Origin of the sequence: Marisediminicola antarctica (assembly GCF_009930795.1) — a bacterium.
GTDB classification, from domain to species: Bacteria; Actinomycetota; Actinomycetes; order Actinomycetales; family Microbacteriaceae; genus Marisediminicola; species Marisediminicola antarctica.
Window position 1 is genome coordinate 644,383 of the sequence record NZ_CP017146.1, and the last position, 24,620, is coordinate 669,002.

Consider the following 24,620-nt stretch of genomic DNA (forward strand, 5'->3'; position numbering starts at 1 on the left):
ATAGAGTTGTACCGCAGCTGAATAACGCGGCGCCCACCAGTCTTTCACGCCCACGAACGGAACCGCGAATGTCGAACAGTTACAGTGCCGCAGGCGTGGATACCGCCGCCGGCGATCTCGCCGTCGAGCTCATGAAGTCGGCTGTCTCCGCAACGCACGGACCCGGAGTAGTGGGCGGTGTGGGTGGCTTCGCCGGCCTTTTCGACGTGTCGTTCCTGAAGTCGTTCGAGCGGCCGCTGCTCGCGACCTCGACAGACGGCGTCGGCACCAAGGTCGCCATCGCGCAGGCGCTCGACAAGCACGACACGATCGGGCTCGACCTCGTCGGCATGGTCGTCGACGACATCATCGTCGTCGGCGCGAAGCCGCTGTTCATGACCGACTACATTGCCTGCGGCAAGGTCGTGCCCGAGCGTATCGCGGCGATCGTCGCGGGCATCGCGCGCGGATGCTCCGAAACCGGCACCGCCCTCGTCGGCGGTGAGACGGCCGAGCACCCGGGCCTGCTCGGTCCGAACGATTACGACGTCGCGGGCGCAGCGGTGGGCGCGGTCGAAGCGGATGCCCTCCTCGGCGCGCACCGGGTGACCGACGGCGACGTCGTGGTGGCGCTCGAATCATCCGGCCTGCACAGCAACGGCTATTCGCTCGTGCGGCACATTCTCGCCGGACAGGACGCCGGCTACACCGACCACTCCGACGACCTCGGCGGCCTCATCGGCGAGGTGCTGCTCGAGCCGACCCGGCTCTACACGGCGCCACTACTGCGGCTGCTCGACGACCCGGTCACGGGCGACGGCGTGCACGCGCTCAGCCACGTCACCGGCGGCGGCATCGCAGCGAATCTCGCCCGCGTGCTACCGGTGGGCTCCTGGGTCGAGCTCGAGCGCAGCAGCTGGACTCCGCAGCCCGTATTCCAGGTACTCGCGGAGTGGGGCGGCCTCTCGCTCGCCGACACCGAGGGCACCTGGAACCTCGGCATCGGCATGATCGCCGTGGTGCGCGCCGACAAGGCCGCGATCATCGTCGACAGGCTGACCTCCTCCGGCATCCCAGCCTGGACGCTCGGCGTAGTCCAGACCGCCGCCCGTGACCTCACCGGATTCGAGCAGGGCGCCAAGGGTGTCGACGGCGGCGCCGTTCGCCTCGTCGGCGCCTACGCCTGAGTTCCCCGGATGCGGGGGTGGCTTGCGGATGCCGCAGGGTCTAGTTTTTTATAGATGACCGATCCGCAGAATTCTCCCGCCCCGCCGCCGCAGCCCGCCAGTGGCTACGACACCAACCCGTACCAGTCGACCGGCATCTCGCAGGCGCCGGAGCGCGGGCTCAGCGTCGCGAGCTTGGTGCTCGGCATCCTGTCGCTGTTCTTCGGGTTCACCGTCGTGGTGCCGATCGTCGGCCTCGTGCTCGGTGCGATGGGACTGAGGCGTGAGCCGGAGGGGCGCACCTTCGCCCTCGTCGGCGTCTGGATCAACGGCGCGATCCTGTTCCTCGGTCTGGTGGTGATCGTGATCGTTATTGTCGCGCTGAGCATCGGGATCTTCTCGATCCCGGGGTTCATCGAGATGAGCAACGCGGCCGTGCTCAACGCCTAATCGATCTCACCCGGCCACATTGCCAGCGCTGCAGTAGGAGCCCCTGCTGTGCACTTTGTGCGCAATGCGCAGCTCCGCCTCGTCGTCGTCGCCGACCTCGGGCCGGAACTGGTCGTCCGGGTTCCAGGCGAATCCGGCGTGCTCCGGATGCTGCCGCGCATGCCGCGTGAGGGCGAGCGGAATCAGACGCATCCGCTGGTCGACCCACTCAGCGGTCCACGGCCCCTCTGCGATGATCTGCTCCGCGGGACGGAACTCGTAGTAGATCGTTCGGCGCAGGCGATTGTTGGTGACCGCCTCCGAGCCGTGCACCACCATGACGTCGTGTACGAGCACGTCGCCGGGCTCAAGTTTGGTCTGCACGACGCCGGGGGCGTCCCAGCCGTACTCGTCAGCGAGCTGGCAGACGTCGACGGGCTTCGTGTGCGATCCGGGGGCGACGCGCAGTGAGCCCTCGCCGGGTCGCGCAGCGTCGAGGTAGACATCGACGTTGAAGATGCGGTGGTTGCGGGGGTGCACGGCGTCCTGGTGCCAGTCGATGGCAGCGCCGTCGCCCTCGTCCTTGAAGACGAGGGATTCGTAGGTGGGCACGAAATTCGGCCCGGCGAGGCTCTCCGCGATCCCGAGCACGGCGGGGCTGCCGAGAAGCTCGAGCGAGGCCGGCTCGCTCTTGCTGTGAAGGTAATCAATGCGGAACATCGCCCGGCCGCCGGAACGCTGCGCGAACACATAGTCGGGGTCGGGGTGCCCTGACGCGGCGGAGTCGCGGCCGGCCTCGATCCAGCGCGCCGCGGCATCCTGCAGGCGGAGCAGGAGGTCGACCGGAATGCGATTCTTGAGCACGAGGTAGCCCTGCTCATCGAAGGTTGCGATCTGTTCGGGGGTCAGGTGGTTCGGGGTGAGCTGGTGGGTGCTGGTCATGCATCCACGCTACGGACGTGATATTCGGGATTCATCCCGAATTTTGCGGCTTTTTTCCGGAATAATCAACTCATGTTTGGTGACCGCGCATCGTTTGGGTTCTCATGCTGGAGCGCGAACGCGGGGCGGATGTCGACCGCGCACCAGCACAACGACATCGAGGTGAACTTCAGCGCGTCGGACCTCGTCTACATGGTGGGTGGGCGACGGGTCGAGGTGCCGGCCGGGCGGGTCTCCGCGTTCTGGGGCGCGACACCGCACCAACTCGTCGAGGTGCGCGCCGAGTCGCCGATCACCTGGCTCACCATTCCGCTGGCCAAGTTCACCTCGTGGCGGGTGCCCCGCACGGCGGTGCGGGCGCTGCTCGGCGGCGAGGTGCTCGTCGCGCCCGCGGATTGGACGGTGGCCGACAGCGGGCGGCGGCTCGCGCCGTGGACGCAGGACCTGGCGAGCGGCTCCGAGTTCGCAGAATCCGTGGCGGCGCTCGAGGTGGAGGCGTTCCTCTCCCGGTTTGCACTGGTCGCCCAGCCGCAGGAGAGTGCCGCCGGTGCTCAGGGCGGTGCGGCGCCGGGTGGGGCCGCGTCTCCGCTGGCCGGGACCGACGACGCCGTGCGGAGGGCGGGCGACATGGCGGCCTACATCTCCGACAACTTTCATCGGCCGCTACGGGTCGCGCAGGTCGCCGGGGTGGCGCACGTGCACCCGCACTACGCGACCGCGCTGTTCAAGCGAGTCTTCGGCCTATCGATCCACGCCTACCTCGTGCGGTACCGGGTTGGGGAGGCGCAGAGGCTTCTCGTTACGCAGGACATCCCGGTGTCCGATGTCGGGCGGGCATCCGGGTTCTCATCGCACAGCACGTTCTACGCCAGCTTCACCGCGGCGTGCGGGGTGCCGCCGGCGAGCTACCGGAGGATACACGCGGGCGCCTCTTAGGCGCTCTGCGCCTCGGAAGAGTCTTCGCCCTGATCGTCGTCGTCATCTTCGTCATCGTCGGCGTGGGCGCCGAACGCGTTGGGGTCGGCGGCGACATCCGCCCACTTGTCGATGAGTTCATCCTGCTCGGGCGAGGAGTGAGTCAACTCACGTTGGAGCGCGCCGTAATTGGTGTCTGGGCTGAAATACTTCAGATCCCGGGCAACCTTGGTGTGCTTTGCCTTCTGGCGACCGCGTCCCATGGATGACCCCCTTACAATTCCAGCCCGCGCAGGGAAGGACGCGTCGGGCAGTGGCCAACAGGAATGCTATGAACTAACCCCTAACTTTAGCACTACGCGCCGACCTCACCGTGCCGCCCGTGCACAGGGTGGACACCGAGCGTCAGCTTTGCATTGCGCCGGGAGGCTTCGCGGTGCGGCGGCGACCGGTAGCGTAAACGGGTGACCTATGACCCGAGCCATCCCGGCGTCATCGTCATCGGCGCAGGACAGGCCGGACTCTCGGTCGCCTACTACCTTCAGAAACTCGGGCTGGTGCCCGGCGAGGATTTTCTCATCGTCGATCGCGGACCGGGAACGGGCGGCGCGTGGCAGCACCGATGGGAGGCCCTGCGGATCGGGTCGGCGCACCGCATCAACGACCTTCCCGGCATGAAAGAGCTCGGCCTGGGCTTCGTCGACGCGGACCGCCACGCCCCGGCCAAGGCCGTCGTGGCCGACTACTACCGCAAATACGAGGAGCACTTCGGGCTGCGCGTGGAGCGTCCGGCGGCCGTCGGCTCAGTGTTCAATCGGGGGATCGAGCTCGTTGTGCGCATCGTCGGCCCGGCGGGGGAGCGCGACCTGCCCACTCACGCCGTTGTCAACGCCACCGGAACCTGGGGTTCGCCGTTCGTGCCGTACTACCCGGGCCTGAGGACGTTCAGCGGCCGTCACGTGCACACGGCCGATTACGTTTCGGCCGCGGAGTTCGCCGGGCAGAGCGTTGTCGTGGTCGGCGGTGGCACCTCGGCGATCGGATTCCTGCTCGAACTCGAGGGGGTCGCTGGGCAGCTCGCCTGGATCAGTCGGCGCGACATCGAGTTTCTCGAAGAGGGTGACTTTGACCTCGAGGCGCGGGTCTCCGCGGTCGCAATGCAGGATCTCGCGGCGCGCGAGGGCCGCACGCTGCCGAGCATCGTGAGCGGCACCGGCGTGCCCAAGACCCGGCGCATCGCGGCCGGCATCGAGCGCGGAACACTCGTCGCCCGGCCGATGTTCACCGCGATCGAGCCGGATGGCGTGCGGTTCGCCGACGGCAGCTTTCAGAAGGCGGACGTGATCATCTGGTCGACCGGCTTCCGCCCGGAGCTGCGCCACCTCGCCCCGCTCAAGCTGCGCGAGAAGGCTGGTGGCATCCAGGTCGGCAATAGCTCAGCCTGGAAAGACGCCCGCATCTTTTTCGCGGGCTACGGGCCGCAGGCGTCCACGGTCGGCGCGAACCGGGCCGGACGCACGATCGCGCGCCAGGTGATCGCGACCCTCAGCAAACTCTGACAGCCAGCAGCCTCTGACAGCCAGCAGCTCCTGTCAGCCAGCAGCTTCTGTCAGCCAGCAGCTTCTGTCAGCCAGCAGCTTCTGTCAGCCAGCAGCTTCTGTCAGCCAGCAGCTTCTGTCAGCCAGCAGCCTCTGTCAGCCAGCAGCCTCTGTCAGCTTTCATCATTCAGGAGTGAATGGCTGCCGGGCCCAAGCGGACGCAGGAATGCTGCGTTTCTCGCCAGAATGTTGCGACGGAAGCGGGCGGATGCTCGATATCCCAGCATCCGCCCGCCGTCCAGCCCACCACTCCTGAATGATGAAAGCTACAGGGCGTCACCAGGCTGGAATTTCAGAGTTTCGGGCAACTCCCGCCCGGTGAGGTAGACAGCCAAGCGGCCGGGCTCAGCGCACCTCGATGGTCGCGCCCGAGGCTCTCGACACCTCGCCGTCGGCGTTGACCACGATCGACACTGCCGAGCCCGCGAATCGCAAACCCGTCACGCTCAACGGGGCGAGGGCCGACGCCGCGGGCGACACCCCGAGCACCCCGGCCACGGCATCCGGCGCGAGCCCGAGCACGCTCGACAGGATCGACACCGACGATGCGGCCGACCACGCCTGCGGGCGGCACGCCGCCGGATACGGCACGGGCGAGGAGAACAGTGCTGCGGGGTCGCCCGAGTGCAGCTCGGGAAGCCGGAAGTCGAATCCGGATGCCGCGGCGAGTAGCCCCGAGACGAGCACGCTGGCTTCTGCCGCGAAGCCCTCGCTCGCGAGGCCGGCGATCGCGATCGCGGTGTCGTGGGTCCAGACGCTGCCGCCGTGGTAGCTGAGCGGCCAGTATCCGGCCGAGTCAGTGCTCATCGTGCGCAGGCCGTAGCCGCTGCTCATCTCAGGCGAGACGAGATGGTCGGCGATCCGCCGCGCCTGGGCCGCGTCGAGCAGCCCGGTGCCGAGCAGGTGTCCGAGGTTGCTGGTGACGGTGTCGACGGGCCGCTTCGAGGCGTCGAGCGCGATCGCGGGGTAGGCCCCGGCGGGGGAGTCGATCCAGAACCCCTCGTTGAACCGGGTGCGCAGAACGGATGCCCACTCCCGCCAGGCGTCGCCACCGTCGACCCCGAAGTGGTCGAGCAGGTCGGCGCCGTGCGTCGCGGCCTCGAACGCGTAGGCCTGCACCTCGCACAGCGCGATCGGACCGTCGGCGAGGGTGCCGTCGCGCCACTGCACGGAGTCGCCCGAGTCCTTCCAGCCCTGGTTCGCGAGGCCGTGCCCGGTCTCGTCGACGTATTCGAGCAGGCCGTCACCGTCGGCGTCGCCGAAGTCCCGCATCCACTCGAGTGCCGCAACGACGTTCGGCAGCAGCTCGCGCACCTGATCCTCCGGCATCCCCCAGCGCCACGCGTCGTGCAGCAGGCAGACCCAGAGCGGCGTCGCGTCGACGGTGCCGTAGTAGAGCGGCGGCAGGTGGAGTCCCTCGCCGGGCATCGTGAGGCCGTCGCGGCGCATCTCGTGCATGATCTTGCCCGGCTGTTCGGCGGTGTCGGGCACCGAGGCGGTGCCCTGCAGGTTGGCGAGCACGCGCAGGGTGTCGGCGGCGAGCTCGGTGCCAAGGGGCAGCATCATTCGCGCGGCCCAGATCGAGTCGCGGCCGAACAGCGTGAAGAACCACGGGGCGCCGGCGGCGAGGAAGACCCGGTCGGGGTGGCTGGCGGGGCTGAGGCGCAGGGCGGCGAGGTCGTCGAGGGCGACGGCAAGCCAGCGGCCGAGTCGGTCGTCGGCGGCATCCACGGTGGGGATGCTCCAGGCGGCCGGCTCCTCGACGCCGTGCACGATCGCGCGCGAGTCGTTCGCGGAGAGGGTCCAGCCGACCGTGGCCGAGCCGAACGGGGGAACCGTGACCTGCCAGAGCACGCGCACTTCGCCCGGGCCGAGCACCGTGACGGTGGCCACCGGCGCGTCGATGAAGGCGCTGATCGTCTCGTTCGACCAGCGGATGCCGGTGCCGTCGACGCTCGCGAGCGGGGCAGGGTCGACCGCGCCACGCCCTGACTTCACGTTATCCATCTCAGCGAGGTCCAGTGAAAGCACGAGCTCGATCGTCGTGTTGATCTCGGTGTCGAGGTTCGACTCGAGTCGCAGGTCCTCCCGGATGCCCGATGTCGTCGCGGTGCGCGTGAGCAGCGAGCGAACCCGCGGGTCCGGCATCCGGTCGTCGAGGTGGCGCTGGAGGGCGACGAAGGTGACGGATGTCGCGCCGCTGGTGCTTGTCGCGATGGCCTCGCCGGCCTGGCCACCGATTCGCAGGGCGGCGCGGTTGACGAGGCGCATGTCGGAGAAGAAGATCCCGTGGATGCTCGCGGATCCCATTGAGCCGTCGGCCGCCGACCATGCCTGGGTCGGTGCCCGCAGCACGAGGGTCTCGGCGTGGATGAGCGGCTGGAGGGAGTCTGCGGAGCACTCGGGCGATGCGGCCTCGGGTGACGGCAGGGTGTTGGTGGGTACGGGGTTAGACATGGGCTGTCACGACTCCTCATTGATTGGCGTGAGCGATGGTCTAGTGCGAGGGGGGTGGAAGTCGCCGCAACTAGCGATTGACTTTTCCGGCCTCTGAGGTAACGTAGCACTCAGAATTTGATCGATCAAATTTTTTGGGACATCGAAAACACAGGCCACCGGCCAATTCTTTCGACACGGAACTTGAACGATCAAACCACCAATGATGTTGAGGCCAAAGGAGGCCGCATGGCCCAGCCAACGGTAGAAGACGTCGCCCGCGAGGCGAACGTGTCACGCCAGACCGTGTCGAACGTCATCAACACCCCGTCGATCGTGAAGCCCGCCACCCGCGACCGGGTGCAGCTGGCGATCGCCCGCCTCGGCTACCGGCCAAACCTCTCGGCCCGCCGCCTGCGCCAGCGGAAGTCCTCGACGATCGGAGTGCGTCTCGACCCCATCCGCAATGGAATCTCCGGCGCCGTGCTCGACGGCTTCGTGCACGCGCTCACCGAGCAGGCGGATGCGCGCTCGATGCGCGTGCTGCTGTTCACTGCGGCGAGCCCGCAGGATGAGATCGCGCAGATCCGGTCTCTGCACGAGGGGGCGGATGTCGACGCGTTCGTGCTGACGGCGACCTTCCACGGCGACCCGCGCACCGCGTGGCTCATCGAGAACGACGTGCCCTTTGTGACCTTCGGGCGCCCCTGGGGTATCGACGATATGGACGACCCGAAGCACCTCTGGGTCGACATCGACGGGCGCGAGGGCGTCAAGGATGCCACTGTCCGGCTCATCGACAACGGCGCGAAGCGCGTGGGCTGGGTCGGCTGGCCGCGTCCGTCCGGCACAGGCGACGACCGGCGCCGGGGCTGGGAGGAGGCGATGCGGGATCGCCTCGGCGCGAGCGACGCCGAACTCGCCGCGCTGAGCGTCGAATCCTATGACGGCGTGTCCGAGGCGACCGAGACCGTCGTCGACATGCTCCGCTCGGGGGACCTCCCGGATGCGCTCGTCTGCGCGAGCGACACCCTCGCGCTCGGGGCGCTCATCGCCGCATCATCCGCCGGTCTCACCGACCTGCCGATCATCGGATTCGACAACACGCCAGTAGCAGATGCCGTCGGCCTCTCCAGCGTCGACCAGGTACTCGATCGTGTCGCCGTCGCGACGCTCGAGCTGCTGCTCGGCAGCGACGGCAACAGCATCGTTCCGCGCGGAACGGATGCTGGCCCGTCCCACCGGCTGATCAGGCCGGCGCTCGTGCTCCGCACGCCCAACCACTTGCCGCTCTACGGGACCACCACCGAGAGGACAGCTCCCGCTGTCCGCGATCACCACCGAAAGGAAACATCATGAACAAGAAAGCATTGGGCGCAGCGGCCCTTGCGGTCGGACTGACTGCGAGCCTCGGGGGGTGCGCCGCAGGCTCCGACGGCGGAGGAGGCGACAGCGCCGCGGGCCAGGAGCTCAGCATCCTCATCGCCTCGAGCGGTGACGCCGAAACGCAATCCGTCACCGAGGCGGCCAACGCGTGGGCGGCGGACAACGACGCCACCGTCGACGTCATCGTGGCGAACGACCTCAACCAGCAGCTCAGCCAGGGCTTCGCGGGCGACAGCGCCCCTGACCTCTTCTACATGGGCTGGGATCAGTTCTCGACCTACGCGAGCAACAGCTATCTAGAGCCCTACGCGGCCGACCTGTCGACCGCGGGCGATTTCTATAGCGGCCTGGTAGACACCTTCACCTACGACAGCACGTTCACGTGTGCTCCGAAGGACTTCTCGACCCTCGGCCTCATCGTCAACACCGACGCCTGGGCCGCTGCCGGCCTCACCGAGGCCGACGTCCCGACCGATTGGGACAGCCTTGAGGCCGTCGCGACGACGCTCACCACCGATGCCCAAGTTGGGCTCTCGTTCGGCCTCGAGTACGCCCGCGCGGGCGCATTCATGAACCAGGCCGGTGGACAGCTCATCAGCGACGACGGACAGACCGTTGAAGCAGATACCCCGGAGAATGTGGCGGGTCTCGAATACATCCAGCAGCTTCACGAGGCCGGCGTCTACAAGACACCGTCCGAACTCGACTCCGGCTGGTCGGGTGAGGCTCTCGGTAAGGGTGCGGCCGCCATGGTGATCGAGGGGCCGTGGATCAAGGGAATCAAGAACGACTTCCCCGACACCAACTACGCTGCCTATGAGCTACCGGCTGGCCCGGAAGGCAAGTCGACCTACACCTTCACCAACTGCTGGGGAATCCCGCAGGGCTCCGACACCACTGAAGCAGCGACCTCGCTCGTGGAGTTCCTGACCTCCGATGAACAGCAGATGGCCGCTGCGGACGCGTTCGGTGTGATTCCCTCGACCGAGTCGGCCGCGGCTCTCTACGCAGAGAGCTACCCGGAGAACGCGTCGTTCGTCGCGAGCGCCGACTATGCAGTGAGCCCGGTCAACTTCGCCGGCTCGACGTCGGCGGTCGCCGACTTCAACTCGCAGCTCGAGACGCTCATCGGCGGCGACGCCCAGGGCATCCTCGAGTCGTTCCAGACGAGCCTGCAGGCCGCGCTCGACGAAGCCAACGCCCAGTAGGTTCCGCACCAGAAAAGGCCGGGCGGCGACGCGTTCGCCGCCCGGCCCCTCAGCGAAAGAGGAATCATGAGCAAGGGCATGCGTGCCGGCGAGGCGAAGTTCGGATACCTGTTCGTCGCCCCGGCTGTCATCATCATCGGGGTCTTCCTGGTGCTGCCGATCTTCCTGGCGCTCTACGTGAGCTTCAGCAACTGGAACGGTCTTGGGTCGCCGCTCGGCAACTCCGAGTTCATCGGCACCGAGAATTACCAGAAGGTACTGGTCGACGACGGGCTCAGCAAGAGCGACTTCGGTACCTCGATCCGCAACAACTTCTTCTACGTCATCTTCGTCGTGCCGGCACAGACAGCACTGGCGCTGTTCCTGGCCGTGCAGGTCAACCGGCGCGTGCTGCGCGGCCGGGGTTTTTTCCGCACAGCGTTTTATTTCCCGAGTGTCACGAGCTCGATCGCGATCACCACGATCTTCCTGTTCCTCTTCACGGCCTCCGGCGTTGTCAACTCGATCCTCGCCTTCTTCGGCATCAACGGGCCCAACTGGTTCAAGGACCCGAGCGGGATCATCCACAACTTCCTCGGCGTGTTCGGCGTCAATTCGGCGCCTGCCTTTCTCGACGTTCAGGGGCCGCTTGGAATCAGCTGGTGGCAGTGGATCGCCGGGCCGTCGGTTGCGATGTGCGCACTGATCGCTCTCGCCGTGTTCACGACATCGGGCACCTTCATGCTGCTGTTCCTCGCGGCACTGCAGAACATCGGTGCCGAGATCGACGAGGCGGCGCTCATGGATGGCTCCGGCCCATTCCGAAAGTTCTTCTCGGTGACGCTGCCGATGCTCAAGCCGACCTTGTTCACGGTGCTCACGCTCGGGCTCATCGGCACTTGGCAGGTTTTCGACCAGGTGTATCTGACCGGCGGCAACGGCGCTCCGGCGAAGACGCTGCTGACCCCCGCGTTCCTGGCCTTCTCGACATCGTTCAACGAGCTGAAGTGGGGTCAGGGCGCTGCGATCTCGTTCATCCTGTTCGCGATCATCGTGGCGCTCACCCTGCTGCAGCGCTTCATCCTGCGCGACCGTGATGTCGGCAAGAGAGCCGAGACCAACGCCACGCGGGCGGCCGCCGAGGTCAAGGCCGGCGCGGCGAGGGCCAGCGCGAGAAACGCCTCCACGAACACCGACACCACGAAGGCGGGCATCCGATGACGAATCTCACGCAGGCCGCGATCCTCTCCGAACCCGAACGGCCGGCAGCATCGCCCCGCCGGAAGGGAATCTCGCGCAAGATGCGCTCGTCGATCTTCGCGAGCTACCTGCTGCTCATTCTGCTCGCGCTCGTCTACATTTACCCGTTCCTCATCTCGGTCGCGGGAAGCTTCAAGACCGATGCCGACAGCACTGCCAACCCGCTCGCCCTGATTCCCCAGACCTGGTCTTTCGCGGCGTACGAGCGGCTCTTCACCGACGTGCCCCTGCCGCGCTGGGCGATGAACTCGACGATCATCACCCTGATCGTCACGCTCGGCCGAGTGTTCTTCGACTCGCTCGCCGGGTACGCCCTGTCGCGGCTTCAGTTTCGCGGTCGCAATCTCATCTTCGCCGGGGTCATCGCGGTCATGGCCGTGCCCGGTGTTGTTCTCCTGATCCCGCGCTTCCTGATTCTCAAGGAGCTCGGCCTCTATGACAGCTACGGGGGAATGATCATCCCGCTCATCATCGACGCGGCCGGCATCTTCATCATGAAGCAGTTCTTCGAGTCGATCCCGATCAGCGTGGAGGAGGCCGCCCGCATCGACGGGGCCGGCGTGTTCCGCACCTTCTGGACGATCGTGCTCCCAATGGCCCGGCCAGCGGTCGTGACCCTCGTGATCCTGAGCTTCCAGGGCTCGTGGAACGAGTTCTCGCACTTCATCGTGTCGCGGTCCGATCCGGACCTGAACACCCTGACGACCGGTGTGGCCGGGCTCGTGTCGGGCCAGCTTGGCTCGGGCAACCAGTTCCCGATTGTGCTCGCCTCGGCGATGCTCATGACGATCCCGGTCGCGGTCGTGTTCTTCATCTTCCAGAAGCGGCTGATGAACACGACGGAGGGTGCTGAGAAGGGCTGACTTTCATCATTCAGGAGTTGGGCTGACTTTCGGCATTCAGCTGGGTGGGGCTGACTTTCATCATTCAGGAGTTGGGGGTGGGAGTCGCCGGGTGGCCGGGGTTGTCAGGCCCACACAGCTTTCTTCATTCAGGAGTGATTTGCTGTGGACGCCCGGTACGCGCAGGAATGGTGCGTCTGCCGCGGAAAATGTGCGGCGAGAGCGATCGGATGCTCGAAGTCCCAGCATCCGCTCGCCGAGCCGGTCACCACTCCTGAATGATGAAAGCGGCAGCTGGCCAGCCGCTCCTGAATGATGAAAGCGGCAGCTAGCCAGCCACTCCTGAATGATGGGACTGCGACCCGGTCCCAGCAGCCCCAGCCCCAGCCCCGGTCCCAGCAGCAGCCCCATCCCCAGCCCCAGCTGCACCAGCAGCCCCAGGCACCCGCAGCAGCGGCAGCGTCACATTGACCATCGGCCCGATCAGCAGCGCGAAGGCGACCGTTCCGACGCCGACGGTGCCGCCGAGCAGCCAGCCGATCGACAGCACGGTCACCTCGATCACGGTGCGCACGATCCAGAACCGCACGCCCCAGCGGTCGTGGATGCCCGTCATCAGGCCGTCGCGCGGGCCCGGGCCGAACCGGGCGCCGATGTAGAGCCCGGTGGCGATGGCGAGGAGTGCGAGGCCGCCGGCGAACAGCAACACCTGGCTCCAGACCTCGGTCGCGAGCGGCAGCACGGCCAAGCCGACCTCGGCACTCGGCCCGATGAGCAGCACGTTGAGCACTGTGCCGACGCCCGGCTTCTGCCGGATCGGGATCCACAGCAGCAGCACGAGCGCGCCGATGATAATCGTCACCCACCCGAACGGGATGCCGGTGCGCAGCGATACGCCCTGGGAGAGCACGTCCCACGGCGAGACGCCGATGCCGGCCTGGATCATCATCGCGATCGCGAAGCCGTAGAGAAAAAGGCCAACGACCAGCTGCGTCACGCGACGGGCAAACACAAACGACATAAGAGCATCCAATCGCTCAATTGGTCTTCTCTCAAGAGGCCAATCTTCGTACACTGGCCTGATGTCCAGCATCTCAGCCCGCATATTGGATTTGCTCCTGCAAGATTGGCGTAGCAGCGCGCCCGCGTACACCGCACTCGCCGACCGCATCCGTCTGCTCGTTCTCGACGGACGCATCCCCGTCGGCGCCCGCCTCCCCGCCGAACGCGACCTCGCCCAGCGCCTCGGCGTGAGCCGCACGACCGTCAGCGCGAGCTACGCCGGGCTGCGCGAGGTCGGCTACCTCTCCAGCGTGCGCGGATCCGGCAGCATCGCGCGGCTGCCCGGCCGCGCGCCCGTGCCGCTCCACGAGCCGAGCGCCGGGTTTCTCGACTTCAGCAAGGCGGCCCTGCCCGCGAGCCCCCTGCTGGCGGATGCCGCGGTGCGCGCCGCGCAGGCCCTTCCGGCCTACCTCGCCGACACCGGTTTCGACCCGATCGGGCTGCCCCGGCTGCGCCAGGCGGTCGCCGATCGCTACGCCGCCCGGGGCCTGCCGACCGACGCCGAGCAGGTCATGATCACGATCGGTGCCCAGCACGCGATCGCGCTGCTCGCGCGGGTGCTGCTCGATCGCGGCGACAGCGCGCTGGTCGAGTCGCCGAGCTATCCGCACGCCTACGACGCGCTGCGGGGCGCGGGCGCCCGGCTTGTTCCGGTCGGCGTCTCGAGCGACGGCGGCTGGGACGAGGACGCCCTCGAGCAGGGCCTTCGCCGCACGAGCCCCGCGCTCGCCTACGTGATGCCCGACTTCCACAACCCGACCGGCCGGGTCATGAGCGCCGAGCTCCGGGAGCGGATGCTGGGACTCGCGGCCCTCCAGGGCACCACGATCATCGCCGACGAGACCATGGCCGAGCTCGGCATCGACGAGCCGGAGACCATGCCGCCGCTCGCCAGCTACGGCCCGGCGGTCTCGATCGGGTCGCTCGGCAAGACCGTCTGGGGCGGCGTGCGGATCGGGTGGATTCGCGCCGAGCCGCAGCTGATCCAGAAGCTTGTGCGCGCCCGGTCCGCCGGCGACCTCGGCACGCCGATCCTCGAGCAGCTCATCGCGATCGAGTTGCTCGGCCGGTACGACGACGTACTCGCGGGGCGGCGGGAGCAGCTGCGCCTCGGGCGCGCGTACCTCGAGCGCGCCGTTGGCGAGGCGCTCCCGCAGTGGACCGTGCCGCACGTCAACGGCGGCCTCACCACCTGGGTGAACCTCGGACGGCCGGCCAGCTCCCAGCTCACCCTCGCCGCCCGCAACGAGGGTCTGGTGCTCGCCTCCGGCCCGCGGTTCGGAATCGACGGTGCGTTCGAGCGGTTCCTGCGGCTACCGTTCAGCTATACCCCCGACGAGACCGACCGCGCGGTCGCGTCGCTCGCCCGGGCGTGGGGAGCGCTGTCGCGGCATCCGCTCCCGGAGCAGAATTATCTGGCCGCCGTCGTCTGATGGGCAGTCCGACCGCATCCGCCCAGCGAAGATGACAGATACTGGACCCCGTCGTCGAAAGGATTCCCATGAACAACCTCGACAGAATGCCCTGGCTCAGCGCCTACGCCGACGGCGTGCCGGACGAGATCGAGCCGATCAACCAGACGCTCGTCGACATGATCGACGAGGCCGTCTCCAACTACCGGCGCGACGTCGCGCTCGAGTTCTTTGGGGCGGAAACGACCTATAACGAGCTCGGCGACAAGATCGCACTCGCGGCCGAGGGACTGCGCCGGCTCGGGGTGAAGGCCGGAGACCGCGTCGCGATCGTTCTGCCGAATTGTCCGCAGCACGTCGTCGCCTTCTACGCGGTGTTGCGGCTCGGCGCGATCGTCGTCGAGCACAACCCGCTCTACACGGCGCGCGAGCTGCGCCATCAGTTCGAGGACCACGGCGCGCGAATCGCTATCGTCTGGGACAAGGTCTACGACACGGTGGCCGGCTTTCCGAAAGATATCCGGCTCGAACGCATCGTCTCGGTCGACCTCACCTCCGCACTGCCGTTCGGCAAGCGGTTCGCGCTGCGCCTGCCGATCCCGAAGGCCCGCACTGCGCGGGCCGCGATGACGGCGACCCCCTCCGGGCGCAACGTGTTCACCTGGGACCGCCTGGTGTCCGGACGTCGCCTGTCGAAGCGCCATCCGGCTCCCCGGCCGAGCGACACCGCGCTGCTGCAGTACACGAGCGGAACCAGCGGCACGCCCAAGGGAGCGATCCTCACCCACGCGAACCTGCGGGCGAACGCGGCGCAGGGGGAGGCCTGGGTTCCCGGGCTGAACCCGGGCAAGGAGACCTTCTATGCGGTGCTGCCGCTGTTTCACGCCTACGGGCTCACCCTGTGCCTGACCTTCGCGATGAGCATCGGCGCGCGGCTCGTGCTGTTCCCGCGCTTCGACGTCGACCTCGTGCTGGCTGCCGCACGCACGTCGCCGCCGACATTCCTGCCGGCCGTGCCGCCGATCTACGACCAGCTCGCCGCGGCCGCGGAGTCGCGGAATGTCGACCTGAGCAGCATCCGCTTCTCGATCTCGGGGGCGATGAGCCTGCCCCTCGAGACCGTGCGGCGCTGGGAGGCCGTGACCGGGGGGCTCCTCGTCGAGGGCTACGGCATGACCGAGTCCTCACCCGTCGCGCTCGGCAACCCGATGGGGCCGTCACGCAGGCCCGGGACCGTTGGCGTACCGTTCCCGAGCACCGAGATCCGCGTCGTCGACCCCGCCGACCCGACCATCGACCGACCCAACGGTGAGCCGGGGGAGCTGCTGATTCGCGGGCCGCAGGTGTTTCACGGGTACTGGCAGAACCCTGAGGACACCGCGCACACCCTCATGCTCGACGGCTGGCTTCGCACCGGCGACATCGTCACGGTCGCGCCCGACGGCTTCGTCACCGTTGTCGACCGGGTGAAGGAGCTCATCATCACCGGCGGCTTCAATGTGTCGCCGTCCGAGGTCGAGGCGGCGCTGCTCGCGCACCCGGATGTCACGGCCGCCGCGGTCGTCGGCCTCCCGCACCAGTCGGGCGGCGAGGAGGTGTCGGCGGCGGTCGTGCTGCGCGCGGGCGCCACCTTCGACTCCGCTGCTCTGCGCAATTTCTGCCGCGAGAGCCTCGCCGGATACAAGGTACCCAAGCGCGTCGTCGTGCTCGACGAGCTGCCCCGCTCGCTCATCGGCAAGGTCATGCGGCGCGAGGTGCGCGATGCGTTGCTGGCGGGGCGTGGATAACTCGGCCCACTCCCAACTGGGGCGCGCTACCCTCTAGGGGTATGTGCGTGGGTTTGGGATGCCGAACTGCCACCAATGAGCAAGGAGGGCGAGATGAAGGCTGCGCTGCGCCCTGCCCTCCCGCTCCTCATCGGGATCGCACTCGCGGCCGTGCTCGCGCTTGTCGCGATGCACTCGCTGGCGTTCGGAACCTCCGCGGCGATTGTCGGATCGCACCACTCGGTCGGCTACGCGACGGAAGCCGCGTACGACACCGATCACCAGGCGGACCTTGCCGTGCCCGATCACGACACCGCGACCGCGGACGCGCACGATCACGATCATGGCGCCGCGACCATCGACGCGCACGATCACGGCACTCAGACCGTCGACGCGCACGCGCACGACACCGCGACCGCCGACGCGCACGATCACGGCGCATCCGCGGTGTGCGCCTCGTCCGACGGCGCGGAGTGCTGCTCGTGGGTGGCCAACGCCTCGGGGGCGCCGACCATCACCCTCCACGCGTTCCCCGGAACGGTAGTCCCGGCCCTCGCGGAATCCACGCCGGTTGCTTCGCTGTTCGCCACGGAAGCCGCAGAGCGTCCGCCGTCACGCGCTCTTCTGTCGGTCATCCGCGTCTAGGCCAGCGCTCGCCACCGACATTGCCGAACCGACATTGCCGACCGAGGGCCCAGCCCCGTCGGCGCGACCGTACACTTCCCAGATACGAACGGACAACAACCATGACCAGCACACGCACCAGCACACGAACACGCACCGTACTCGCCGCATCTGCCGCCCTCGTTGCCGCCCTGACCCTCGCGTCGTGCGCGCCAACCGAACCCGCGTCGGTGAGCGAGCCCGCGGCATCCGCTCCGGAGACCGAGCTCAACGCGGCCGAACTCGCGGAGTTCAATGAGGCCGACATCATGTTCGCCCAGATGATGATTCCGCACCACAGGCAGGCCGTCGCCATGAGTGACACCCTTCTCGCGAAGACCGGGATCAGCGCGGAGACCGTGGCGCTCGCCGAGGAGATCAAGGCCGCGCAGGAGCCCGAGATCGCCCAGCTCAACGGCCTGCTCGTCGCCTGGGGATTCGACGAGATGACCGCTGACGACGACATGGCCGGCATGGACCACTCCTCCGGCATGATGACCGACGACGACATGGCGGCGCTCGATGACGCGACGGGGTCCGAGGCCGAGCGCCTCTACCTCGAGCAGATGATCGAGCACCACGAGGGCGCGATCATCATGGCCAGCCCCCAGATCATCGACGGCGAGAACGCGGATGCTGTCGCGCTCGCGGAAGCCATCGAGAGCGCCCAGCAGAAGGAAATCTCCGAGATGAAGAAGCTGCTCGCCGCTCTGCCGGCTGCCGGCTAGGGCGCGTCTGCTGGCTAGGGCGCGGCCGCTGGCCTAGGGCGCGGCCGCCGGCTAGGGCGCGTCTGCTGGCTAGGGCGCGGCCGCTGGCTAGAGCGCGTGTGCCGCGCGGGTGTTGTTCACCCGCGCGGTGGTTATCGCACCCGCGGGTGTGAACAACGACCGCGCGAAGTGTGGGGGGCACGAAGTTGGCTCTGAGGGATACCCCCTATGGGTATACGGGCGTAGGCTTGCCGTCATGAAAGCTCGCAACGACGGACCCGAGCGCGACACGCGCGACACGCGCTACACGCACGACGAGCACGACACGCACGACACGCACGACACGCACGACGCCCCGATGATGCCGGCAGGCGAGGGCCCGCACGCCAACGTCGATGCGCCCGCGCACGGCGACCACGGCGCATCCGTGGGCCATGCGGGCCACGGTGACCACGCCGCCCAGTTCCGCAGCAAATTCTGGTGGAGCCTCGTGCTCGGCGTGCCGGTTGTGTTCTTCAGCCCGATGTTCGCGGGCCTGCTTGGCTACGACATCCCCGACTTCGCCGGATCCACCTGGATCGCCCCCGTTCTCGGCACCGTGCTCTTCCTCTATGGCGGCTGGCCCTTCCTCACTGGCGGCTGGAGTGAGCTGACGTCCCGCCGCCCCGGAATGATGCTGCTCATCTCGCTCGCGATCACGGTCGCGTTCGTCGCCTCATGGGCCACGACCCTCCAGATCGGCGGCTTCGACCTCGACTTCTGGTGGGAGCTCGCGCTGCTCATCGTCATCATGCTGCTCGGGCACTGGCTCGAGATGCGGGCGCTGGGGGCAGCATCCGGGGCCCTCGACGCGCTCGCGGCGCTGCTGCCCGACTCCACGGACAAGGTGACGGATGCCGGTGTCGTCGAGGTCGCGATCTCCGAGCTGGCGCCGGGTGACGTGGTGCTGGTGCGTCCGGGTGCCCGGGTGCCCGCCGATGGCCGGGTCGTCGAGGGCGAGGCGGATGTCGACGAGTCGATGATCACGGGGGAGTCCCGCGCGGTCCACCGCGGCATCGGCGACACCGTCGTGGCCGGAACCGTCGCGACCGACAACACGCTGCGGGTCGAGGTGAATGCCGTCGGAGACGACACCGCGCTCGCCGGCATCCAGCGGCTGGTCGCCGAGGCGCAGCAGAGCTCCTCGCGCGCGCAGGCGCTCGCCGACCGGGCCGCGGGGTTCCTGTTCTACTTCGCGCTCGGCGCGGCGGTCATCACCTTTGCTGCCTGGATGGTGCTCGGCAGCCCCGACGACGCCGTCACCCGCACCGTCACGGTGCTCGTCATCGCATGCCCGCACGCGCTCGGCCTCGCGATCCCACTCGTGATCGCGATCTCCACGGAGCGTGCAGCCAAGGCCGGCGTGCTCGTCAAGGACCGCCTGGCCCTCGAGCGCATGCGCACCGTCGACGTCGTGCTCTTCGACAAGACCGGCACCCTCACCAAGGGCGAGCCGGCCGTCACGGCGACGGCCGTCGTCCAGGGCGTCACCGAGCGGGAGCTCATCTCCATCGCCGCGGCCGTCGAGTCGGACAGCGAGCACCCGCTCGCCCGGGCGATCGTGCGGGCGGCGGAGGTCGCGCCAGCGGATGCCGCTCCAGCGGGTGCTGCGCCTGCGGGTGCTGCGCCTGCGGGTGCTGCGCCTGCGGGTGCTGCGCCTGCGGGTGCTGCGCCTGCGGGTGCGGTTCCTGCGGATGCTTCTCCAGCAGATGCGGGCGTGCGGGCGGATGCTGTGTCCGCGGGTGCGGGCGTGCAGGCGGATGCTTCTTCCGCGGGTGCGGGCGTGCGGGTGGATGCTGTTCCCGCAGATGCGGGCGTGCAGGCGGATGCCGCGGTCGGCCGGCCCGGCCCAGACGGTACCGATCCAGGCGCCGCGGTTGCCTCGACCGCGGGCGCTGCACGCGGGGACGCCTCCGCTCCAGCATCCGCCCGCCCGGTCGCGACCGAATTCCGCTCGATGACCGGGCGCGGCGTTCAGGCGACGGTCGACGGACGCACGGTCGCGGTCGGCGGCCCCGCGCTGCTGACCGAGCTGGGACTCGACAGCCCCGCCGAGATGGCCGCCAGGGTCGAGGAATTCGTTGCGGCGGGCGCTTCCGTGCTGCACGTCGTGCGCGACGGATCGGTGATCGGGGCGATCGCGCTCGAGGACGAGGTGCGGGCGGAGTCGCGCGAGGCGATCGAGGCGCTGCACCGCCGCGGGGTGCGCGTCGCGATGATCACCGGCGACGCCCAACAGGTCGCGGACCGGGTCGCGCGCGAGCTCGACATCGACGAGGTCTTCGCCGAGGTGCTTCCGAAAGACAAGGATGCCAAGGTCGCCGAACTCCAGGCCCGCAAGCTGAAGGTCGCGATGGTCGGCGACGGCGTGAACGACGCCCCCGCGCTGGCGAGGGCTGAGGTCGGCATCGCGATCGGCGCGGGCGCGGATGTGGCGATCGAGTCCGCTGGCGTCGTGCTCGCGGGTAATGACCCGCGGGCGGTGCTCTCGGTGATCGACCTGTCCCGGGCGAGCTACCGCAAGATGTGGCAGAACCTCGCCTGGGCGACCGGCTACAACATCATCAGCGTTCCGCTCGCCGCCGGGGTGCTCGCCTTCGCGGGCTTCGTGCTCTCGCCGGCGGCCGGTGCGGTGCTCATGTCGGTGTCCACGGTTGTGGTCGCCCTCAACGCCCAACTGCTGCGCCGGCTCGATCTGAATCCGGAGCGGATCGTGAAGGAGTAGGGCGACTGTCGCCGCGCGCCTACTCGTTGCCTGCCCGCGCCTGCCCGTGCCAAATGAAGGCGAGTACTCCCGTTCGGGCTCACCGTGATGCGATCGGGGGTCGCCGCGAGCGGATTCGCCTTCATTTGACACGCAGGGGCACGCGGGGCACGAGGCCCGCGCGAACGCGGTCTGCCCGCGGAAACGTGTTCTGCCCGCGCGAACGCGCAGCGCCCGCGCGAAAGGCCGTGTCTGCGGCTCCGGCTGGTGTTCGCGGGTTGGGCGCGCCCGCGCGGGTGGTGGGCCACACGCGTTGGCGCGCAGTGCCCGCGCGGGCCGGTTTCTTCGGTGCTCAGGCTCCGTGGCGCCTGTTCTACTACCCGCGCAGGCGCGCAGTGCCCGCTGTTCGGCGTTGTGCCCGCGGATGCTGCGGGTCAGGCGGCTCTGTGTCGGCGCGAACGTCGCGTGCGGGCATCTTGGTCTCGTCGCGGTCGCCGCGCAACCCGCGCAACCCGCCGAACCCGCGCAACCCGCGCAACCCGCCGAACCCGCGCAACCCGCGCAACCCGCCGAACCCGCCGAACCCGCCCGACCTCCGCGACCGGCGAACCACAAAATACCCCTCGGGGGTATACTGAAACCACGCCCCGGAAGGAACCCCCATGCAGCACGGTTATGTCGCCAACAAAGAAGACCTGCTCAAGCGGCTGCGCCGCGCAGAGGGCCAGGTGCGCGGCATCCAGCGCATGATCGAAGAAGACACCTACTGCATCGACGTGCTCACGCAGGTGTCGGCGGCGACGAAGGCGCTCGAGACGGTGGCGCTGGGCCTGCTCGACGACCATCTCAACCACTGCGTCGCCGAGGCGGCAAAGGAGGGCGGCCAGGTTGGCGAGGACAAGATGCGCGAAGCATCCGCGGCGATCGCCCGCCTCGTCCGTTCCTGACCGGCACGCACAACGACCGCTGCGCGGCACCACCGACCGCACACCGCCACCGACCGCCGCACACCGCCACCAACCGCAAGCACACCGCCACCAACCACAACGACACCAAACGCACCACCACCAAGGGAGAAAACAATGACCACCACCGAATACCAGGTAACCGGAATGACCTGCGGACACTGCGTCGCCAGCGTGAAAGAGGAGTTCTCCGCGCTCGAGGGCGTCGAATCCGTCGAGGTCGACCTGAACAAGGGCGGCGTGTCGACCGTGACGGTCGTGAGTGCCGAGATCCTTCCCGCGGATGCCGCGACCGCCGCCGTCTCCGAGGCCGGCTACGAACTCGCCGGACCGCTCACCCTCTCATGAGCCTCGCCGACGTAGACCTCGAGATTGGCGGCATGACCTGCGGGTCGTGCGCCACGCGTGTGGAGCGCAAGCTGAACCGCATTGAGGGCGTCGAGGCGAGCGTCAACTACGCCACCGAGAAGGCGCACGTGCGCGTTCCGGCTGGCGTCGACCAGGCCGCCCTCATCGCGGCGGTCGAGTCCGCCGGATACACGGCGACCCTGCCGGCGCCCCCGCGCGCGGCGGAGACGGATGCCCCGAGCAACGCCCAGACGGCACGCGAGAATGAGGTCGACGCGCTGCGTCTGCGCCTCATCGTCTCCGCGCTGCTGGCGGCCCCGGTGCTCGTGCTGTCGATGATCCCGGCGCTGCAGTTCACGAACTGGCAGTGGCTCGCGCTGACCCTCGCCGCGCCCGTCGCGGTCTGGGGCGCGCTTCCATTCCACCGCGCAGCCTGGACCAACGCCCGGCACGGCGCCGCGACCATGGACACCCTCATCAGCGTCGGCGTGACCGCCGCGTTCACCTGGTCGCTCTATGCCCTCTTCTTCGGAATGGCCGGGGTGCCCGGAATGACCATGTCGTTCCAGCTCGTCACCGAGCCGGGCGGGGGAGCGCACGACATCTACCTCGAGGTCGCCGCCGCCGTCACGGTGTTCATCCTCGCGGGGCGCTACTTCGAGGCGAAGGCGAAGAAGGAGTCCGGGGCCGCGATGCGCGCCCTGCTCGAACTCGGCGCGCGCGAGGCGACCCTCCTGGTCGGCGACCGCGAGTCCACCGTCGCGGTCGATGCGCTCGTGCCCGGCGACACCATTGTCGTGCGCCCGGGGGAGAAGATCGCGACCGACGGACTCATCGTCGACGGAGCATCCGCCGTCGACGCCAGCATGCTCACCGGCGAGTCCGTGCCCGTCGAGGTCACCGTCGGCGACCGCGTCGTCGGCGCGACTGTCAACGTGGGCGGACGGCTCGTCGTCGAGGTCACTCGCGTCGGCTCCGACACAGAGTTGGCGCGCCTCGGCCGCCTCGTCGAGGAGGCGCAGACCGGCAAGGCCGAAGTGCAGCGCCTCGCCGACCGCGTCTCGGCCATCTTCGTTCCCGTCGTTTTCGTCCTCGCGATCGGCACCTTCCTCGCCTGGACCTTCTTCGGATCCTCGCTCACGGTCGCCTTCACCGCCGCTGTCGCGACGCTGATCATCGCCTGCCCGTGCGCCCTCGGTCTCGCGACCCCGACCGCGCTGCTCGTCGGCACCGGACGCGGCTCGCAACTCGGCATCCTCATCCGCGGCCCGCAGGTGCTCGAGCAGACCCGACGCATCGACACGATTGTGCTCGACAAGACCGGAACGATCACGACCGGCAAGATGAGCGTCGTCGACGTCGTGCTGGCGGATGCTGCAGTCGGCGTTCCGGCCGACGCGGGCGCGGTCTCGGGTGCCGGCTCATCCGCCGCCGCCCTCGACGAACTCCTCCGCATCACGGCGACGATCGAGAACGCCTCCGAGCATCCGGTCGCCCGCGCGATTGTCGCCGAGGCCCGCACCCGCGCGATCGAGCTCGGCGCCACCGAGTCGTTCGCCTCCCACCAGGGGCAGGGTGTGCAGGCCATCGTCGACGGCCGACTGGTCACAGTCGGACGCGCCGACTGGCTCGCCGCCGAGTGGTCGATCGAGCTCCCCGACGCGCTGCGCGACGCCGTGGCCGCCGCCGAGCTCGCGGGTAGCACCGCCGTCGTGACCGCGTGGGACGGGGCCGCCCGCGGAGTGTTCGTCGTGAGCGACACCGTGAAGGAGTCGAGCGCTGCGGCGATCGCCTACTTCAAGAAGCTCGGGCTCGAGCCCGTGCTGCTCAGCGGTGACAACGCAGGTGCAGCAGGGTCGGTCGCGGCATCCGTCGGAATCGACGACGTGCGCGCCGGCATCACCCCCCAGGGCAAGCTCGAGGCGATCCGCGAGCTACAGTCCCGCGGACGCGTCGTCGCCATGGTCGGTGACGGCGTCAACGACGCGGCGGCGCTCGCGGCGGCCGACCTCGGCATCGCGATGGGCGCGGGAACGGATGCCGCGATCGCGGCGAGCGACATCACCGTGATGAGCGGCGACCTTGTCGTGGTCGGCGACGCGATCCGGCTCGCCCGCCGCACGCTCGGCACGATCAAGGGCAACCTGTTCTGGGCCTTCGCGTACAACGTGGCGGCGATTCCGATCGCGATGCTCGGGCTGCTCAACCCGCTGCTGGCCGGCGCCGCGATGGCGTTCTCGTCGGTGTTCGTGGTGAGCAACAGCCTGCGGCTGCGCGGCTTCAAGGGTACGCCGCTCGGATCCCGCGCGCTGTAAGAGTCGGTGCGAGCGCTCGCAGTCGTCGACCCGCGCGAGCGCGAACGTCGACCCGCGCGACGGCACCACAGGAGATTCTGCGCCACGCCGAGCTGTCGCGCCAGCTTCGGCGGCGTGCCGCAGAATCTCCTGCGGAGGCTCACGCGCGCGAGTCGTCTCGCCGTCGAACCGCGCCCGACGCCCCAGTCTCGTCACTTGTCCAGCGTCTACCCACCTGCGTAGGTGGGCCCCAGGGCATCCACGTCGATTAATCAGGCCAACCCGCCGCCATCGCGATTACGTCCCCTCAACCACGGGCGCCGGATGCTGCCGCGCGCCGTTTCCCCTGAGTTCTGCACGCATCGCGGATGAGGTCGACCCGAGCGACCGTGGAAGTCGACCCGCGCGACCGCCCAACAGGAGATTCTGCGCCACGCCGAGCTGTCGCGCCAGCTTCGGCGGCGTGCCGCAGAATCTCCTGCGGAGGCTCACCCGCGCGGGTCGTCTCCCCACCAATCAC

20 protein-coding genes are annotated in these 24,620 nt (G+C 68.6%); 16 read left to right on the plus strand and 4 right to left on the minus strand.

The genetic code is table 11. The features are described 5' to 3' along the window. Positions 1-68: 68 nt before the first annotated feature. Together purM and BHD05_RS03075 are read left to right on the plus strand one after the other, a co-directional pair. Entirely contained in the window at positions 69-1,166 is a 1,098-nt protein-coding gene (gene purM / locus BHD05_RS03070; protein WP_161885124.1) for a phosphoribosylformylglycinamidine cyclo-ligase, read from the plus strand. A 54-nt stretch (positions 1,167-1,220) separates the two neighbouring features. Then, on the plus strand, positions 1,221-1,595 hold the full coding sequence (locus BHD05_RS03075) for a DUF4190 domain-containing protein (protein ID WP_161885125.1): 375 nt from the start codon (positions 1,221-1,223) through the stop codon (positions 1,593-1,595). Positions 1,596-1,601: 6 nt separating this feature from the next. On the opposite strand, the gene BHD05_RS03080 is transcribed toward BHD05_RS03075, so the two are convergent. Next, positions 1,602-2,516: a phytanoyl-CoA dioxygenase family protein gene (locus BHD05_RS03080; protein WP_161885126.1), complete on the minus strand. Its 915-nt coding sequence runs from the start codon at positions 2,514-2,516 to the stop codon at positions 1,602-1,604. 129 nt (positions 2,517-2,645) lie between these two features. On the opposite strand from BHD05_RS03080, the gene BHD05_RS03085 reads away from it, so the two are divergent. Then, positions 2,646-3,452 carry a helix-turn-helix domain-containing protein gene (locus tag BHD05_RS03085; RefSeq protein WP_161885127.1) on the plus strand — a complete coding sequence of 269 codons (807 nt, stop codon included), beginning with the start codon at positions 2,646-2,648 and terminating at the stop codon, positions 3,450-3,452. Here the strand turns inward: BHD05_RS03085 and BHD05_RS03090 are convergent. Beyond that, positions 3,449-3,694 carry a DUF3073 domain-containing protein gene (locus BHD05_RS03090; RefSeq protein WP_161885128.1) on the minus strand — a complete coding sequence of 82 codons (246 nt, stop codon included), beginning with the start codon at positions 3,692-3,694 and terminating at the stop codon, positions 3,449-3,451. The two genes, BHD05_RS03085 and BHD05_RS03090, sit on opposite strands and share 4 nt — an antisense overlap. 201 nt (positions 3,695-3,895) lie before the next feature. Between BHD05_RS03090 and BHD05_RS03095 the strand changes: the two genes are divergently transcribed. Then, entirely contained in the window at positions 3,896-4,990 is a 1,095-nt protein-coding gene (locus tag BHD05_RS03095) for an NAD(P)-binding domain-containing protein (protein WP_161885129.1), read from the plus strand. Positions 4,991-5,374: 384 nt separating this feature from the next. Here BHD05_RS03095 and BHD05_RS03100 read toward each other — a convergent pair whose 3' ends face one another. Continuing rightward, positions 5,375-7,486, minus strand: a complete 2,112-nt coding sequence (locus BHD05_RS03100) for a glycogen debranching N-terminal domain-containing protein (protein ID WP_161885130.1) — start codon at positions 7,484-7,486, stop codon at positions 5,375-5,377. Between the two features lie 228 nt (positions 7,487-7,714). Between BHD05_RS03100 and BHD05_RS03105 the strand changes: the two genes are divergently transcribed. From BHD05_RS03105 to BHD05_RS03120, 4 genes are all read left to right on the plus strand, one after another. Next, on the plus strand, positions 7,715-8,824 hold the full coding sequence (locus BHD05_RS03105; RefSeq protein ID WP_161885131.1) for a LacI family DNA-binding transcriptional regulator: 1,110 nt from the start codon (positions 7,715-7,717) through the stop codon (positions 8,822-8,824). Beyond that, positions 8,821-10,059, plus strand: coding sequence for a sugar ABC transporter substrate-binding protein (locus tag BHD05_RS03110; RefSeq protein WP_161885132.1), 1,239 nt, complete (start codon positions 8,821-8,823; stop codon positions 10,057-10,059). The genes BHD05_RS03105 and BHD05_RS03110 overlap by 4 nt, the downstream gene beginning before the upstream one ends. Positions 10,060-10,125: 66 nt before the next feature. Continuing rightward, positions 10,126-11,259, plus strand: a complete 1,134-nt coding sequence (locus tag BHD05_RS03115) for a carbohydrate ABC transporter permease (protein WP_161885133.1) — start codon at positions 10,126-10,128, stop codon at positions 11,257-11,259. Then, entirely contained in the window at positions 11,256-12,161 is a 906-nt protein-coding gene (locus BHD05_RS03120) for a carbohydrate ABC transporter permease (RefSeq protein WP_161885134.1), read from the plus strand. The genes BHD05_RS03115 and BHD05_RS03120 overlap by 4 nt, the downstream gene beginning before the upstream one ends. Positions 12,162-12,468: 307 nt before the next feature. Here the strand turns inward: BHD05_RS03120 and yczE are convergent, their stop codons facing one another. Beyond that, entirely contained in the window at positions 12,469-13,161 is a 693-nt protein-coding gene (yczE, locus tag BHD05_RS03125; RefSeq protein ID WP_202614281.1) for a membrane protein YczE, read from the minus strand. Between the two features lie 61 nt (positions 13,162-13,222). Between yczE and yczR the strand changes: the two genes are divergently transcribed. The 8 genes from yczR to BHD05_RS03165 all read left to right on the plus strand — a co-directional run bounded on the left by yczR (position 13,223) and on the right by BHD05_RS03165 (position 24,121). Continuing rightward, on the plus strand, positions 13,223-14,635 hold the full coding sequence (gene yczR, locus BHD05_RS03130) for a MocR-like transcription factor YczR (RefSeq protein WP_161885135.1): 1,413 nt from the start codon (positions 13,223-13,225) through the stop codon (positions 14,633-14,635). 68 nt (positions 14,636-14,703) lie between these two features. Continuing rightward, positions 14,704-16,401: a long-chain-fatty-acid--CoA ligase gene (locus BHD05_RS03135; protein ID WP_161885136.1), complete on the plus strand. Its 1,698-nt coding sequence runs from the start codon at positions 14,704-14,706 to the stop codon at positions 16,399-16,401. A gap of 93 nt (positions 16,402-16,494) precedes the next feature. Next, positions 16,495-17,025 carry a hypothetical protein gene (locus tag BHD05_RS03140; protein ID WP_161885137.1) on the plus strand — a complete coding sequence of 177 codons (531 nt, stop codon included), beginning with the start codon at positions 16,495-16,497 and terminating at the stop codon, positions 17,023-17,025. Positions 17,026-17,126: 101 nt separating this feature from the next. Beyond that, complete coding sequence (locus tag BHD05_RS03145; RefSeq protein ID WP_161885138.1) at positions 17,127-17,771, plus strand: DUF305 domain-containing protein; 645 nt, start codon at positions 17,127-17,129, stop codon at positions 17,769-17,771. Between the two features lie 235 nt (positions 17,772-18,006). Then, on the plus strand, positions 18,007-20,514 hold the full coding sequence (locus BHD05_RS03150) for a heavy metal translocating P-type ATPase (RefSeq protein ID WP_236966626.1): 2,508 nt from the start codon (positions 18,007-18,009) through the stop codon (positions 20,512-20,514). 641 nt (positions 20,515-21,155) lie between these two features. Further along, positions 21,156-21,440, plus strand: a complete 285-nt coding sequence (locus BHD05_RS03155; RefSeq protein WP_161885139.1) for a metal-sensitive transcriptional regulator — start codon at positions 21,156-21,158, stop codon at positions 21,438-21,440. Positions 21,441-21,575: 135 nt separating this feature from the next. Beyond that, positions 21,576-21,806, plus strand: coding sequence for a heavy-metal-associated domain-containing protein (locus BHD05_RS03160; RefSeq protein WP_161885140.1), 231 nt, complete (start codon positions 21,576-21,578; stop codon positions 21,804-21,806). Beyond that, a complete protein-coding gene (locus BHD05_RS03165; protein ID WP_161885141.1) occupies positions 21,803-24,121 on the plus strand; it encodes a heavy metal translocating P-type ATPase in 2,319 nt (772 codons plus the stop codon). Before BHD05_RS03160 ends, BHD05_RS03165 begins: the two co-directional genes overlap by 4 nt. Positions 24,122-24,620: the final 499 nt, after the last annotated feature.